The following is an 18,279-nucleotide window of genomic DNA, read 5'->3' on the forward strand; positions in this document are numbered from 1 at the left end:
TCAGGCCCGGTCGGCGTGTGCCAAGACATTCGTCAGGACGTGGCCGATGCGGGCGAGGGCGGATTCGGAGGTCATGCGCCAGTGCGTGGCCTGGACGGCATGGTTGTGCACGGTGCCGTCGACCGCGTCGGACCACCCGGCCGCGCCGGTGGCCCCGGTGGGGTCGTCGAGTGCGGCGGTGAAGTAGACGAGATTGCCCTTGTAGGGCCGTGGCCGGTAGCGAGTGATGAGTTCCAGTGAGTGCGTGCCCGCGTCGAGGAGTCGGCCGAGCCGGTCGAATCCGAAGGATGCGAACGGTTCCGGAAGTTCGGCGATGCGCCGGGCGAGCCGAGTGCGATCGAGTTCGGTATCGGTGTCGTCGGCCTGTTCGCCGAGCAGCCCGCCTAGCAGATCGGCCACCGGCACCGTCGCCGTCTCGTCCACCGTGATGTGCAGCGGGCTGTCCATCATGGCCAGCAATGCGACATGTTGGCCCTGGTCCTGTAATTGATTCGCGACGGCGTGTGCGAGTACGCCGCCGAGCGACCAGCCGAGCAGGTGGTAGGGGCCCTCGGGCTGTACCGCGCGGATTTCCCGGACGTAGTGTCCGGCCCAGTTCTCGATGGAATCCGGCAGCGGTGCCGCGGAATTCAGTACCGGGGACTGGATGCCGTAGATGCCGCGTTCCGCGTCGATATGTGCGGCCAGACCCGCGAACGACCAGGCGACGCCGCCGACCGGGTGGATGCAGAACAGCGGTTCACGAGAGCCTCCGGGGCGCAACGGTAGTAGGACATCGAAGGCCGCTTGCGCGTCGACGCGGCCGCGGCCGCAGCGGTGCAGTTCCAGTTGTGTGATCAGGGCCGCGGGTGTCGGCGCGGCGAACAGCCATACCACCGGGATCTGTTCGGCGAGTGCGGTACTCAGCTGGGCTGCGAGTCGGGTGGCCAATAGTGAATTACCGCCACATTCGAAGAAGTTGTCGTCCATGCCGATTCGCTCGACCTCCAGCGACTCGGCGAAAACTGTGCAGACCAGCAGCTCCAACTCCGTTTCCGGAGCGCGGAATTCTCGGGTGCCCGACTCGGGCTCTGGCAGTGCGCTCCGGTCGACTTTGCCATTGGCGTTGAGCGGCAGGGCATCCAGTTGGATCAGCACCGCCGGAACCATGTAGCTCGGCAGGGTATCGGTCAGTGCGGATTTCAGCGCGTTCGGACCGATCGGTTCGGTGGCGGTGAAATACCCGACCAGCAGGTCACCGTGATGTGCGATGACAACGGCCTCGGCGACCGCCGGACGTCCGCGCAGCGCGTGCTCGATTTCGGCGAGTTCGATGCGGTAGCCGCGCACCTTCACCTGGAAGTCACGGCGCTCCACGTATTCGAGGTTGCCGTCCGCACCCCAGCGGACCATATCCCCGGTTCGATACATCCGGGTGCCGGGTGCGCCGAACGGGTTGGCCACGAACCGTTCCGCACTCAGGTCGGGCTTTCCGTGATAGCCGCGGGCCAGCTGCGCGCCGCCCAGGTACAGCTCACCGGTCACACCCGTCGGCACCGGATGCAGCCGGTCGTCGAGTACGTAGACCTGGTTTCCGGATTCGGGTGTGCCGATGGGGACGACCGTCTGGCGGATACCGCCGTCGGTGCGGAACCGCGTCACCGAGACCGCCGCCTCGGTGGGGCCGTATAGGTTATCGATCCTGGCAGTGGTACATGCGCCGATCCGGTCGACGGTCGCGGCGGGCAGTGCCTCGCCGATGACGAGCAGTCGCCGCAGCGACCTCGGCAGTCGCTGGTCGCCGCTGGCCTCGGCCAGCATGGCCAGCAGCGCTGGCACCAGCGTCACCGTGGTGACCGAGGCGCGCCGGATCAGATCCAGCACGCTCGCCGGATCGCGCTGTGCGCCTTGTGGTGCCAGTACCACTCGGGCCCCGGCGCGCAAGGCCCACCAGAATTCCCAGATTGAGAGATCGAAGGCGGCCGAGGTCATCAGCAGCGTGGCGTCGTCGGCTTCGAGCGCGTATTCCGTTTGCAGCCAGTCCAATTGGTGTGCAACCGCCGCGTGCGGGACTGCGACGCCCTTCGGGGTTCCGGTCGATCCCGAGGTGAAGATGACATAGGCGGTGTGTGCGGGAGTCAGCGTGGACGGCCGCTCCTCAGCACGAATCGGACTGCTGTCGAGGACACCGGCGGCAACCGAGATATCCAGCACCACATCGTGATCCGCCACCGACGCGGGCAGCATCGGCCGCTCGGCCGAGGTCAGCACCAGTGCCGGGTTCGCGGCGGCGAGTACGCTCGTGGTCCGGTCGAGCGGATGGGCCGGATCGAGCGGGACATACGCGCCGCCCGCGGTCACCACCGCGTACATTGCGACCAGCAGGTCGACACTGCGCGGAATGGCCAGGGCCACCAGCGATTCCGGGCCGATGCCGCGGCCGATCAGCGCGCGGGCGAGCCGGTTCACCCGCGAGGAGAACTGGCCGTAGGTGACCGTTACGGCGTCATCGACAATCGCTACCGCATCGGGCGTCTCGGCGACCTGCGCCTCGAAGGCCGCGATGAGGGTAGTGGGCGTGAATTCGTGTTCGGTCCGATTCCAGGACACCAGCATCCGGTCGCGTTCGGCGGTGTCCAGTAGCGCCAGATCTCCGACCGGCAGCCGCGGTTCGGCACAGATGGCGGCCAGCAGGCGTTGCAGTCGTCCGGCGAGACCGGCGACCGTGGCTTCATCGAACAGTGCGGTGGCATAGGTGATCGATGCGGCCATGCCTGCCGCATTTCCATCCGGGCCGTAGCGGTCGGTGACGACCAGGTGCAGGTCGAATTGCGATACCTCGGAGTCGAAATCGACCGCGGTGGCGGTCGATCCGTCCAGTGCGAATTCCGCCTCGGCCTGGTTGTGGAAGGAGAAGCCGACCTGGAACAGCGGATGCCGTGCGGTCGAGCGCTCCGGATTCAGCACCTCGACCAGCCGCTCGAACGGTACGTCGGCATTGGCGAAGGCGGCGACATCCGCGGCGCGCACCCGATCCAGGAGTTCGGTGAAACCGGTAGCCCCGTCCACCTGGGTACGGAGCACGAGCGTATTGACGAACATGCCGACCACATCGTCGAGTTCGGCCGCACCACGGCCCGCGACGGGAGTACCGACGGCGATATCGGCGCTGCCGGACAGGCGGGCCAGCAGTACCGCGAAGGCGGCGTGCAGGACCATGAACAGTGTCGCCCCGGTGTTCCGGCCCAAATCCGCCAATCGCGCCTGCATATCGGCGTCGATGGTGAAGTCGACATGCCGACCGCGGGTGGAGACGATGGCGGGTCGGCGGCGGTCGGTGGGAAGCGTGAGTTGTGCGGGCAGTCCGGTGAGGGTTGCGGTCCAGAACCCGTGTTGCTGAGAGATCAGCGAATCCGGATCGTCCTCGCTGCCGAGCAGATCCCGTTGCCAGCGGCTGAAATCCGCGTATTGCACCGGCAGCGGGGTCCACTCCGGCGCAATGCCGTGCCTACGTGCGGCATAGGCGGTCATCACGTCACGTGCCAGCGGTACCAATGACGAGCCGTCCGCGGCGATATGGTGCACGACCACTACCAGCACATGCTCACCGAAGTCGGCGGGACCGGCCACCGGACGGAACAGCCTGGCGCGCAATGGAACCGAGTCGGTGACGTCGAATCCGCCACCGACGAAGTCGGCGACCGCGGAGCTCAGATCGTCGACGGGCACCGGAATCGAGGCCAGCACCGGCACTCCCGCGTCGGCCATCGGCAGAACAACCTGTACCGGTCCGCATTCGCGCTGCGGGTAGACGGTGCGCAGCACTTCGTGGCGTTCGACCACGTCGCTGATGGCCGCATTGAGTGCCGCGATATCGAGATCACCGGTCAGTCGTACTGCCAGTGGGATGTTGTAGGCGGTGGACTGGCGGTCGAGGCGGTTGAGGAACCACATGCGCTGCTGTGCCAGCGAAAGCGGGATCGGATCGGTGTCGGCGCGCCGGGTCAGTGCCGGACGTGCATGCGCCGCAGTGGTGTCGAGAGCGGCGGCCAAGGCCGATACGGTCGGGTTCTCGAAGACAAGTCGCACGCCGATCGAGGTCTCCGATCGAGCGCTCAGCCGTGCGGCCAATTGTGTTGCGGTCAGGGAGTTTCCGCCGACGGCGAAGAAGTCGTCGTCGAGACCGACCGCTGCCAGGCCGAGCACCTCGGCGAAGACCTCCGCCACGATCCGCTCGGCGGCCGTCTCCGGTGCGCGGAAGGTCGCGGTACGGAACTCGGGTGCGGGCAGTGCCTTGCGGTCCAGCTTGCCGACCGGGGTCAGCGGGATCTCGTCGAGGAGCATGATGGCGGCGGGCACCATATAGGCGGCCAGTGAGCGCGCGGCGAAAGCGGTGAGCTCGGCGGTGTCGATCGATCGGTCAGCTACCACATACGCGACCAGCGAAACCGAACCCGCGGCATCGGTGTGCCCGATCGTCACCGCGAATTCGACGCTCTCATGGGCCGAGAGCACCGCGTCGATTTCACCGAGTTCGATGCGCTGACCGCGCACCTTCACCTGATGGTCGGCACGTCCGACGTACTGGATCGCGCCGGATGCGGTCCAGCGCACCAGATCACCGGTCCGGTACAGCCGCCCGCCCGCTGGACCGTAGGGATCGGCGATAAAGCGATCCGCCGTGAGTCCCGGCCGCGCGTGATATCCGCGAGCCAGACCCGGCCCGCGCAAGTACAGTTCGCCGGTCACCCCATCCGGGACGGGTTGCAATCGAGTATCGAGCACCATCGCGGACATGCCGTGAACGGTGGTGCCCAAATCGAATTCGCCGGGCCGCAGCGGCGCGCTGATATGGGTGATGATCGTGGTCTCGGTCGGGCCGTAGGTGTTGTGGAACGCACGCCCGGTTCCCCAGCGCCGCACCACATCCGGGCCGTACGACTCACCTCCGACGGTCAGGTGGGTGAGTTCGGGGAGTTCGTCGGGATCCAGTGTTTGCAGCACGGCCGGGGTGATGAAGGCGTGGGTCACCCGTTGATCCCGAATGAGCGCGGTCAATTCCGCGCCGCCGTAGACACCGGCCGGGGCGATCACCAGTGCGGCACCTGCGGGCAGGGCCAGCAAGAGTTCGAGCATGGAGGCGTCGAAGCTGGGCGATGCCACGTGCAGGACGCGCGATGTCGCGGTGACCTGGTAGCGATCCCGCTGTGCGCGCGCCACTCCCGCGAGGCCGCCGTGGGTGGCGATTACGCCCTTCGGGGTGCCGGTCGAACCCGAGGTGTAGATCATCCACGCGGGATTGGCCACGCGGACCGGACGTGTCAGCTCATCGGGCGCAATGGGTGCCGCGCTCGAATGCCGCATGCGGGCCGCCGTGGCCGGTGCGTCGAGCACCAGCCATTCGGCGGCGTCGGGCAGCGTCTGGCGGCACGTAGTGAGCGTAAGGCCCACGGCGGCACCGGAATCCGACAGCATGTATGCGATTCGATCTGCCGGGTATGTCGGGTCGACGGGGACGAAGGCCGCACCGGTCTTGGCCACCGCCCAGATCGCGAGCATGGATTCGGCGGAGCGCGGTATGGCCACGGCGACGAAGTCCTCGGCGCCGATGCCGTGGCCGATCAGCATTCTGGCCAGCCGGGACGAGTGCTCGTCCAGTGCGCGGTAGGTCAGCGCACCGTCGTACGAAATCAGCGCCAGGGCATCGGGATTCATCGCCACGGCTGCGGCCATCAGTTCGGCGAGGGTATGCGTCGGCATCGGTTCATCGCCCCGCCTGGCCAGCAGTTCGGTCCGTTCGGCCGGAGTGAGCACATCGACGGCCCCGATCGGCGCGGACGGATCGGCGGTGAGTGCGCCGATTACCCGACCGAACCGTCGAAGCAGTCCGGTGGCGGTTGTCTCGTCGAAAAGGTCTGTCGCGTAGTCGAGTTCGATTGCCAGGTGACCTCCGATGTCGAGTTCTGCCGCGACGGTGAACTGGAGATCGAAACGCGCCACCGGTTCATCGAATTCGACAGCCGTCAACTCCAGGCCCGGCAGCGTGAATTCCTCCGTGCCGGTATTCGGATAGCTCAGCGCCACGGTCAACAGCGGATGCTCGGACTGCGAGCGCTCGATGCCGAGTTCATCGACAACGCGCTCGAACGGCACGGTCGCATGGGCGAACGCGGCCAGATCGTTTGTTCTGGTCTCGTCGAGCAGATCGGTGAACGAGCGGGCCGGGTTCGGATATGTGCGCAACACCAGGGTGTTCACGAACATGCCGACCAGGTCGTCCAGCGCCGCCGCGCCGCGGCCCGCGACCGGGGTGCCGATGGCGATATCGCCTGAGCCCGACAGCCGGGCCAGCAATACGGCAAGTGCGGCGTGTACCACCATGAACGGTGTCGCGTTGTGACGCGCGGCAAGCTCGTAAATGCGGGCGCCGACCCCACCGCCGATGCGCGCGCGCACCGTGCCGCCACGCTTGGACGCGACAGCTGGGCGTGGCCGATCGGTGGGCAGAGCCAGTTCTTCCGGCAGATCCCGCAGCGCTTCGGTCCAGTAGGTGAGTTGTTCGGCCGCAACCGAATCCAGCTCGGCCGTCTGCCAGAGCGCGTAATCGGCGTACTGTGCGGCGAGCTCCGGCCACACCGGGGTCCCCCCGACTACTCGGGACAGATAGGCCGACAACAGGTCTCGCAGCAGTGGCCCCATCGAATAACCGTCGGCCGCGATGTGGTGCAGCACGGCGACGAGCACATGGCTGGTCGCGTGCTCCCGCAGCAGTATCGCGCGCACCGGCACCTCGGCGGTGATATCGAAGCCGGTGCCGAGGAAGTCGGCGATGCGCTCGTCCACCGAGCCGGGGGTCTCTACCACGAGGGATACCGGGGCCGGTTCGGCGGGCAGGATCACCTGGTGTCCGATGCCGTTCGCATCGGCCGGATATACCGTGCGCAGTGCCTCGTGACGGGCGATCACATCCGCGAACGCGGCACACAGCGCCGCCTCGTCCAACTCGCCTGCGATGCGCACCGCTACCGGGATATTGTGTGCGGCCGAGTCCGGGTCCAGCCGGTTGAGGAACCACATGCCGCGCTGTACCGGCGCGAGCGGAATGCGCTCGGGGCGTGGCCCGGAGATCAGTGGTACGACCCGGTCATGTGCGTGCGCGGCCAGGCGTGCCGCGAAAGCGTGCACTGTGGGCGCCTCGAACAGCAACCGCACGGGCACCCGACCGAGCCGCTCGCCGAGCCTGGCCAGGACTCGGGTGGCGATGAGTGAGTTGCCGCCGAGGTCGAAGAAGTTGTCGTCGGCACCGATCGGCGACCGCGCGAGTACGGCCTCGAATGCCTCTGCCACCAACCGCTCGGCCGGGGAGACCGGCGCACGGTAGGCGACGCTGTCGAATACCGGCTCCGGCAGCGCCTTTCGATCCAATTTGCCGGAAGCGTTGAGCGGGAAGGCAGCCAGCACGACGATCCCCGATGGGACCATGTACGACGGAAGCGCATCCACCGCGGCCGCCAGAACCGCCGCGCGCACATCTTGTGCATCGCTCACCACATAGCCGACGAGCCGGTCCCCGACCACGCTGGCCGCGGCCTGCGACACACCGGGCACCGCCGCGAGTACCGCCTCTATCTCACCGAGCTCGATGCGCTGGCCGCGGAACTTCACTTGGAAGTCGGTGCGGCCCAGGTATACGAGTTCTGGAATGACGCCACTGGTGTCCCAGCGCACCAAGTCGCCGGTGCGGTACATGCGTTCGCCCACGGGTCCGAACGGGTTCGCTACGAATCGGTCCGCCGTCAGATCGGGCCTGCCGTGATAGCCGCGGGCAAGTTGAGTGCCCGCGAGATACAACTCCCCCGCGACCCCCGGCAAAGTCGGCCGTAGCCGGGAATCCAGCACGTACACCTGGCTGTTCCATTCCGGATTGCCGATCGGCATGACGGTGCGTTCGATTTCACCGGTGACATCGCGGTAGGTGATGCTCACCGCGGCCTCGGTCGGGCCGTACAGGTTGTGCAGGCGCGCGGAACTCACCGCGCCGAAGGCACGGACGGTCTCGGCGGGCAGTGCTTCGCCGATGACGAATACCGTGCGCAATGTGTCGAGGTCGGCGGAGGTTTCGACATGTCTGGCGAACTCGCTCAACATCGATGGCACGAAATCGGTGACGGTCACGCCGTATTCGGCAATTGCCCTCGCGAGGTACCGGGGATCGCGGTGGCCGTCCGGAGCGGCCAGCACCAGCGTCGCACCGATGCGCAGCGGCAGGAAGTAGCCCCACAGCGAGACATCGAAGCTGGTCGCGGTCTTTTGCAGGTATACGTCTTCGGCGATCAGCTGGTACTCGGACTGCATCCACGTCATCTGGTTGACGATCGCGGCGTGGGAGACGCTGACGCCCTTGGGTTTTCCGGTCGAACCAGAGGTGAAAATCACGTAGGCCGGGTTCTGCGGGTGAATCGGCGCGGTCCGCTCGTTCACCGCGATCGGGTCGTCGGCATAGTCAACCAGTGGAACGGTATCGACGCACACTGTCGCCCCGGCATATCCGAAGTCCTGACGATCACGCTCGGTGGTGAGCAGTGCGATAGGTGCGGCGTTGTCGATGATGTGAGCGATGCGCTGGGCGGGATGGTCCGGGTCGATCGGCACATAGGCGCCGCCCGCCTCGAGCACCGCGTACATGGCGACCACGAGATCGGTCGAACGCCGAATCGCCAATGCCACCAACGACTCCGGCCCGACACCGGTCGCGATCAGATATCGAGCCAGCTGGTTGGTCCTGCGGTCCAGTTCGCCGTAGGTCATGGCGGTTCCGTCGAAGACCAAGGCGATATCGTCCGGTGTCGCGGCGGCCTGTTGCTCGAATTCGTCGAGCAGCATTTCCGCGACGAACGCGGTGTGTGCGGAGTCGTTCCACGCGGTCACCACCCGTTCCAGCTCACCGGTCTCGAACAGATCGATATCGCCGACAACCTGTTCCGGATGGTCGATCACCGCGCCGAGCAGGCGAATAAAGCGTGCGCCGAACGTCGCGATGGTCGACTCGTCGAACAGGTCGGTGGCGTAGGTGAAGCGCAGCGCGTCATCGGCGACGGTCACTTGCAGATCGAATCGTGTCGTCTCGTAGTCGATCTCGTATTCGGCGACCACGATGCCCGCCAGTTCCACCGATACGGGAGCGAGATTCTGGAAGAACAGCGCGACCTGGAACAGCGGATGCCGTGCCTCGGAGCGCGGCGGATCCAGCACCTGCACCAGCCGCTCGAACGGCACATCGGCATTGGCGAAGGCATCCAGGTCACCGTCGCGGACCCGGCGCAGTACAGCGGCAAAGGAGTCCGTCCCCGCGACCTCGGTGCGCAGTACCAGTGTGTTGACGAACATGCCGACGAGGTCGTCGAGGGCGGCGGCACCGCGACCCGCGATCGGTGCGCCGATGGCGATGTCATCGGTGCCGGACAGTCGCGCGAGCAAGGCGGCCAGCGCGGCATGGACGACCATGAACGGGCTGACGTCGTATCGGGCGGCGATGGCGGCTATGCCGTCGCGGATGGCGGCACCGAGCCCGATGGTGGTGCTCGCGGCGGCGTGGCTGGCAATGGCGGGACGTGGCCGATCCGAGGGCAGATCGAGCTGAGCGGGCAACCCGCCGAGCACGCGAGTCCAGTAGCGCAGTTGCTGTGCGGCCACCGATTCCGGATCGTCCTCGGCTCCGAGGATCTCACGTTGCCAGAGGGCGTAATCCGCGTACTGCACACACAGGTCTGTCCACGTCGGTGCGGTGCCGGTGGCCCGTGCGGCGTATGCGTTCGCGATATCGCGCGCCAGTGGAGCCATCGAGAAACCGTCCGCCGCAATGTGGTGCACCACGAGGACGAGTAGGTGCTCGCGATCCGACAGGGCGGCCAGGCCGATGCGCACTGGTATTTCGGTAGTGACGTCGAAAGGTGTGGCAACCAGATCCACCAGTGCCGACGAATCCAGCTCGAGAATTTCGGGCTTCGCGTCCAGAATCCGTTGGAAGCCGGTGCCATCGACGTCCGGATATACGGTGCGCAGGGTTTCATGGCGGGCGACGACATCGGCCAGCGCGGCGGCGAGCGCATCGGTGTCGAGATCTCCGGTGAGCCGGATCGCGACGGGAATATTGTTCACCGTCTCGCCGGGATCGAAGCGGTTGAGGAACCAGATCCGTTGCTGTGCGGGGGAAAGCGGAATCAGGTCGGGGCGTCGGCGCGCGGTGAGCTCCAGACGACCGCCGGTACCGGTGAGCAGGGCGGCGCGGGCGGCTATTCCGGCAACGGTCGGTGCCTCGAACATCATCCGCACGGGGACTTCGGCATCCAGCGCGGCACCGATCCGGGCGGCCAGCTGAGTGGCGATCAGTGAATTGCCACCGAGTGCGAAGAAGTTGTCGTCGGCGCCGATTCCCTCGATGCCGAGCAGTTCGCCCATGATCTCGGCAACGGTCTGTTCGGTCTCGGTCGAGGGAGATCGGTAGGTGGCGGTCTCGAATACGGGAGCGGGCAGCGCGGCGCGATCGAGCTTGCCGGAGGTATTGAGCGGGAGAGCATCGAGCACCACGAAGGCCGACGGAACCATATAGGCGGGCAGTGCGGCGTCCAGTTCCGCGCGCACGTCGTCGATATCGACTGCGGGATCGGCCACCAGATAGGCGACCAACTGATCGCCTGGTCGCTCGTCGCTACGCACCACGACGACGGCCTGGTCGATGACATCCAGTGCGGTGAGCGCGGATTCGATCTCACCGAGCTCGATGCGCAACCCGCGCAGCTTCACTTGGAAGTCGGTGCGGCCCAGGTACTCCAGCTCACCGCTCGCGGTCCACCGGACGAGGTCACCGGTGCGATACATCCGCTCCCCCACACCGCCGAGGGGATTCGCGACGAAACGTTCAGCGGTCAGCTGCGGCCGACGTATGTAGCCGAGGGCCAACTGCTCACCCGCGAGGTACAACTCACCGGGCACACCCACCGGCACCAGCCGCATCCGTGCATCCAGCACCAGCAATCGGGTGTTGAATACTGGCTTGCCGATCGGCACCGACTCCGCATCGACATCGGTCACCTCGTGGAAGGTGACATCGACCGCCGCCTCGGTCGGCCCGTACAGATTGTGCACGCGGGCACCGGTCAGCGCACGGGCCCGCTGCGCGGTCGGTGCGGGCAGGGCCTCACCTGAGGCGAACAGCGCTCGCAGCGTGACGCATTCGCGCGCCCGGGGTTCCGCTAGGAACACCGCGAGCATCGAAGGCACGAAATGCGCGACGGTGATTCCTTCATCGGTGATCAACCGCGCCAGATAGGCCGGATCCCGGTGACCGTCCGGCCGCGCGAGCACCAATCGCGCTCCGATCTGCAACGGCCAGAAGAACTCCCAGACCGAGACATCGAAAGTCGCCGGGGTCTTCTGTAATACCGCGTCGTCGATGTGGAGCCCATACTCGGACTGCATCCACACCAGGCGATTGACAATCGCGGCATGTGACACCGCGACGCCCTTGGGACGGCCGGTCGAACCAGAGGTGAAGATGACATACGCGGGGTGCTCCGGCAACAGCACGCCGAGACGATCCTCTGTGGTCAACGGCGCGGGTGAATATCTCGTCAGCTCCAGACGATCGATCCGTACCTGGCGTGCCGTAACAGCTTCCAGATCGGTGCCAGCGGTCAGCACCCACACCGGACGCGCTGTCTCGAGCACATAGGCGATCCGGTCGGCCGGATGGTCGGGGTCGAGCGGCAGGTACGCGCCACCGGCGACAGTGACCGCGTACATGCCGACCACCAAGTCGAGCGAGCGCCGCATGCCGAGCGCGACAACCGAATCCGGGCCTACGCCATGCCCGACCAGCCATCGCGCCAGGCGATGGACCCGGCCCGCGAACTCGGCATACGACAGCGTCGCGTACCGACTCGATGAGGGGTGGTGGTCGGGCGACGGGTGGGCCGGACTCCGCCCCTCGAACGTGACGGCGGTCGCGTCGGGTGTCCGCAGTACCTGTTCCTCGAACAGCGAAACCAGAGTCTGCGACCGGTTTACCGCGAACGACGTTTCGTTCCAACGATCGAGCAGGGACAGCTCGTTCCGGTCCAGCAGCTCGATATCGCCGACCCGTATGGCGGAATCGGCGACCACCGCCTCGAGCAGGCGCACGAAGCGGGCCGCGAACGATTCGACTGTCGCCCGCTCGAACAGATCCGTCGCGTAGCGCATGGCGGCACGCAGCGCGCTGTCGCCCTCCGCGAGTTCGAGCGCGAGGTCGAACTGGGCGACCTGATTGTCGATGGGATACGCGGCGACCTCGAGCCCGGGTAGGCGCAGCACCGTATCGTCACGGTGCTCGAAGGTGAGCAATGTTTGCACGATCGGCGAATGCGCCTGCGAACGAACCGGATTCAGCTCGTCGACGAGTCGTTCGAACGGCAGGTCGGCATGTGCGAATGCTCGGATATCGGTGGCACGCACCCCGGCGAGCAGTTCGGCGAAGGTTGCCCCGGCCGTGACCTCGGTGCGCAACACCAGCGTGTTGACGAACATGCCGACCAGATCGTCCAGCGCCGCCTCGGCCCGGCCCGCGACGGGAGTGCCGATGGCGATATCGTCCACGCGGGCCAGGCGGGCCAGCAGCGCCGCGTAGGCGGCGTGCACCACCATGAACGACGACACCCCGTGTTTGCGGGCCAGATCCGCGATCGCGGCGGTCAGTTCCGAAGTGATGGCGAACTCGACCGCAGCGCCACGACCAGATGCCACGGCGGGGCGCGGCCGATCGGCGGGCAGTTCGAGCACCGGGGCGAGTCCGTCGAGTTCGGTGCGCCAATGCGCGATCTGGCGGGCCAGTACGGACTCGGGATCGTCGGCCGAGCCGAGCACGTCGTGCTGCCACAGTGTGAAGTCCGCGTACTGGACCGGCAGCGGCTGCCACTGCGGCGCAATACCTTCGCTGCGAGCGCTGTATGCCACCATCAGATCCCGCGCCAGCGGAGCCGTCGAGACACCGTCGGCCGCGATGTGGTGCACCACCACAACGAGCACATGATCGTCGGAAGCGACCCGGAACAGCACGGCACGCACCGGTATCCGGGTGCGCAGATCGAAGCCGATCCCGGCGACGCCGACAACCGCCGCGGTCAGGTCGGATTCGGCGATATCGACCCGCTGCAGCTCCACGGTCGATTCGGTCACCAACTGTGCGGGACCGACGCTGTCGGCAGGGAATACGGTGCGCAGCGACTCGTGCCGAGTGACAACATCACCCAACGCGGCACGCAGCGCTGCTTCGTCCAATGCACCGGTCAGGCGGATGGTGATCGGAATGTTGTAGACGGCCGATTCCGGATCGAGCCGGTTCAGCAGCCACATCCGAGTTTGGGCCAGCGACAATGGAATACGCTCCGGACGATCTCGCGTCACCAGCGCGGGCCGCACGACATCGGCGCGGGTCACCCGCGGAGCCAATTCGGCCACGGTCGGTGCTTCGAAGATCTCGCGCACGGTCAGCGCGCTACCGAACGCCGCGTTCGCTCGAGCCACGAGGCGCATGGCCAAAAGTGAATTGCCACCGCGCGCGAAGAAGTCGTCATCCGCGCCGATCCGCACGCCTGCGATCAGGTCGGCCATCAGTGCGGCGAGTACCGATTCGGTGCCCTCCCGCGGTGCACGGAATTCCGTTGCGGTACCAGCGACTTCGACCGCTGGCAGCGCCGCGCGGTCGAGTTTGCCAACCGTGGTGAGCGGCATCTCGTCGAGCACAACCAACTGCGCGGGCACCATATATGCGGGCAGATACCCACGCACCTGCGCGAGTACCGCATCCGAGGACAGTTCCGCACCGCTGATGTAGCCGACCAGGCAGTCATAGCCCGAGGTGTCGCGCGTCGATATCACCGCGGCATTCGTCACGCCCGTCACCCCGGCCAGCGCCGATTCGATCTCTCCGAGTTCGATCCGCTGACCACGCAACTTGATCTGGAAATCATTGCGGCCCAGGTAGATCAGGTCGCCACCGCGGTTCCAGCGCACCAGATCGCCGGTGCGGTACATCAGCCTGCCAGGCACACCGAACGGATCGGCCACGAAGCGCTCGGCGGTCAGTCCGGCGCGTCCGTGGTATCCGCGGGCCAGTTGGTCGCCTGCGAGATACAGCTCGCCCGTGACACCGACCGGGACCGGGCGCAACCGTGCGTCCAGCACATAGGCGCGGGTGTTCCAGCACGGACGTCCGATGGCGACATCATGGCCGGAGTCGGCGTCGGTGAATTCGTGATAGATCGCCGAGATCGCCGCCTCGGTCGGGCCGTACGCGTTGTGCACCGCGCCGCCGACATGTTCGCGAATCGCGGCGAGCAGGTCCGGCGTGAGCGCCTCACCGCCGCAGTGCAGATGTCGAAAGGAGCGCAGCGCATCACCCATGCCCTCACCGATGAGCGCCGCGAGTACCGATGGCACGTATTCGGCGATGGTGATGCCGTGTTCGCGCAGCAGTCCGGCGAAATACGCCAGGTCGAGGTGGCCGCTCGGACGGGCGATCACCAGCGGTGCACCGACCGCGATCGGCAGGAAACACTCCCACACCGAGACATCGAAGGTGAGCGGGGCACGCTGCAGGATGCGGTCGGCGGCGGTGACGCCGTAGCGGAATTCGAGCCAGCGCAGCTGGTTCATGATGGCGCGGTGGGTGACCGCGACGCCCTTCGGACGGCCCGTCGAGCCGGAGGTGAACAGCACGTACGCCGTATTGTCGCGGCGCAGTGGCGCTCTGACGCTCGGCGCGGCGTCGAAGCCGCTGAGGTCGGTGAGATCGACGACACCGATGTCACCGAGGTCGGGCAGTTCCGCGCCGCCGACGGCCAACACCAGAGCCGGTGCGGCACTGTCGATCACCTGCGCGATCCGTTCGGCCGGATGGGCCGGATCCACTGGCAGGTAGGCACCGCCCGCGCGCACGATCGCGAATATGGCCACGAGCATGTCGACAGATCGCAGCGCGGCGAGTCCGACGATCGTCTCCGGACCGACACCTGCCGAAATGAGCCAGCGCGCAAGGCGATTCACCTGGGTTTCGAGTTCCGCGTAGGTCACCGACGTGTCCTCGAAGATCACCGCGACGGCATCGGGTGTCGCGGCCACACGGGCCGTCAGCAGATCGTCGAGGGTCTCGGAAGGCAGTAGCCGCGCGGTGGCATTGCGATCCGAGAGAAGCAGTCCGCGTTCTGCCACCGACATCAACTCGACATTGCCGACGAGGGTTCGCGCGTCACGCACCATGACGCGTACTACCCGCTCGAAACCCGCAAGGAACCCATCGGCGGTTGCCTTGTCGAAGAGGTCCAGCGCGTAGTGCAGATGCACATCGATGCCGTCGGCCGCGCCGTCGGTGTCGTAGTGGTCGGTCAGCGTCCAATCCAGATCCAGCTGGATCGGTGCGGGTCCGATATCGAGCGCGGCAATATTCAAACGGTGCAGCCGGAAGTCCGGCTTGGACTGGTTCTGCAATGTCATCGCCACCTGATACAGCGGCGCATGTGCCTGCGAGCGAACGGGATTCACTACATCGACGAGCTGTTCGAAGGGCACGACGGCGTGATCGAAGGCCGCCAGATCCGCTGTGCGGACGGTCGCCAAGAGCTCACCGAGCGTTGCGTCGGCGCGCACCTCGGTACGCAGCACCAACGTATTGACGAACATGCCGACGAGCTCGTCCAGGGCTTCGTCACCGCGTCCGGCGACCGGCGTACCGATGACGATGTCGTCGGCAGCGCTCAGGCGGCTCAGTAGTACCGCGAGCGCGGCGTGCAGCACCATGAACGGGGTGACCCGATGGGCGGCCGCCACATCCTGTATGCCCTGGTGCAATACCCGATCGAGACGGCCGGTGATGGCACCGCCGCGGTTCGAGGCGACCGCAGGGCGCGGCCGGTCCGTGGGCAACGTCGAAACCTCGGGAACGCCCGCGAGCCGACCGGTCCAGTACCGCAGCTGATGGGCCAGCGGCGAACCCTTGTCATCGGCCCGGCCCAGCGCATCGCGCTGCCAGATCGCGAAGTCCGCGTACTGCACGGCGAGCGGACTCCAGGACGGTGCGACGTCCGCGCAGCGAGCCACATAGGCGGTCGCCAGATCCCTGGTCAGCGGCGCGAAAGACCATCCGTCGGCGGCGATGTGATGCACGACGAACAGCAGTACGTACACCTGCTGGCGGGACCTGCTGGCACCGTCGTCGATTCGGAGTAGCCGGACGCGCAACGGAACTTCGGTTGTGACATCGAATCCGGTCTCGGCAGCGGTGGCGACGAGTTCGGGTAGCTCGGATGTCGACACCGCACGAGCGACGAGTTCCACCAGCTTGGTCCCGGCGGGCAGCACCACCTGCGTCGCGGCGCCGTCGTGTTCGGGATAGATGGTGCGCAGTGTCTCGTGCTTGGCGATGACATCGGCAATCGCGCGTTCCAGTGCGGGCACATTCAGCACACCGGTGAGGCGCAGCGCGAAGGGGATGCTGTATCCGCCACTCGCGGAGTCGAATCGGTTCAGGAACCACATGCGCTGCTGGGCAATCGACAGCGGAATCGGCTCATGGCGATCCTGAACCGTCAACGGCGGCAGGGCCGGAGGTGGCGCCTGCTGCTCGACCGTGACCCGCCGCGCCAGCTCGCGCACTGTCGAGGCGTCGAAGATGGTGCGCACGGGTACATCCGCGCCGGTCGCCCTGGTCAGCCGGGCCGCGAGTTGCGTGGCGATGAGCGAATTGCCGCCGAGGGCGAAAAAGTCGTCATCCGCGCCGACCAGGTCGATACTGAGCAGCGCGCTGAATGTCTCGGCGACAAGGGTTTCCGCGAGATCGCTCGGCGCGCGGAATTCGGCAGCCGCAAAAGCCGGTGCGGGCAATGCCTTTCGGTCCAGCTTGCCGGAGGTCGTGATCGGGAATTCATCCAAGACGACAAAGGCCGACGGAACCATGTAGGCGGGCAGCCGCCGCGCGACTTCGGCTCGAACGCTATCGATATCGAGTTCACTACCCGCCACCAGGTACGCGACCAGCTGGTCGCCGTGGTCGTCGCGAACCACGACGACTGCCTGCGCGATTCCGGCAACCGACAGCAACGCCGACTCGATCTCACCGAGTTCGATCCGCAGGCCGCGGACCTTCACCTGGAAGTCGGTGCGGCCGAGGAATTCCAGCACACCCCGCTGATCGGCCGCACGCCAGACCACCAGATCGCCGGTGCGATACATCCGCGCACCGGCCGGACCGAACGGATCGGCCACGAACCGCTCACCGGTCAGATCGGCCCGGCCGAGATAGCCGCGGGCCAGCTGAGCTCCGGCCAGATACAGCTCCCCGGGTACACCGACAGGCACCCGACGCAACCGCGCATCGAGCACATACACACGGGTATTCCAGATCGGCCCGCCCATCGGCAGCGGACCGCTATCAGCAGCGGTCACCTCGTATGCGCTGACCTCGACCGCCGTCTCGGTGGGCCCGTACATGTTGTGCACCCGCGCGCCGGTAACCGCGCGTGCCCGCTGCGCGATGGTGGCGGGCAGCGCCTCGCCCGAGCAGAACACGTGCCGCAGTGTGGGCACATCGATATCGTCCGCGACGAAGACAGCGAGCATGGACGGTACGAAATGCGCGACCGTAATCGACTCGCGCCGAATCAGCTCCGCCAGATACCCCGGATCCTGATGACCATTCGGACGAGCCACCACCAGCCGGGCGCCGACCTGCAGCGGCCAGAAGAACTCCGGCACCGAAACATCGAAGGTCACCGGCGTCTTCTGCAGCAGCGCATCGGTGCCATCGAGCGCGACATGCGTCGACTGCATCCACAGCAGCCGGTTCACGATGCCGCGGTGGGTCATCACGACACCCTTGGGCCGCCCGGTCGAGCCCGAGGTGAAGATGACATAGGCGGTATTGGCGGCCCGCAGCGGCGCGCACCGATCCACATCGGTAACCGGCGCGGCCGAATACTTGGAAAGGTCGAGTCGATCGATACGGACCTGCGTGGCAGCGATATCCAGATCCATGCCCGAGGTCAGCACACAGAGTGGAGCGGCGGTATCGAGGATGTGGCCGGTGCGTTCGGCCGGATGGTCCGGATCCAGCGGTACATAGCCGCCGCCCGCCACGGTGATGGCATACATGCTCACCACGAGATCGATCGAGCGACGCATGCCCAGTGCGACAAGCGAATCCGGACCGACGCCCTGCGCTGTGAGCCAGCGTGCCAGCCGGTTCACCCGTCCGGCGAATTCGGCATAGGA

1 protein-coding gene (running past one end of the window) is annotated in these 18,279 nt (G+C 66.5%); it reads right to left on the bottom strand.

What is annotated here, in order from left to right:
• Nucleotides 1–18,279, bottom strand: partial view of a non-ribosomal peptide synthetase gene (locus tag NP3_RS01725; protein WP_063037067.1) — the 3' portion only. The gene runs 6,975 nt beyond the window's last position; the window shows 18,279 of its 25,254 coding nt (coding positions 6,976–25,254); its start codon lies off the right edge, out of view; its stop codon occupies nt 1–3.

It is taken from the genome of Nocardia pseudovaccinii NBRC 100343 (assembly GCF_001613225.1).
Classification (GTDB): Bacteria; Actinomycetota; Actinomycetes; order Mycobacteriales; family Mycobacteriaceae; genus Nocardia; species Nocardia pseudovaccinii.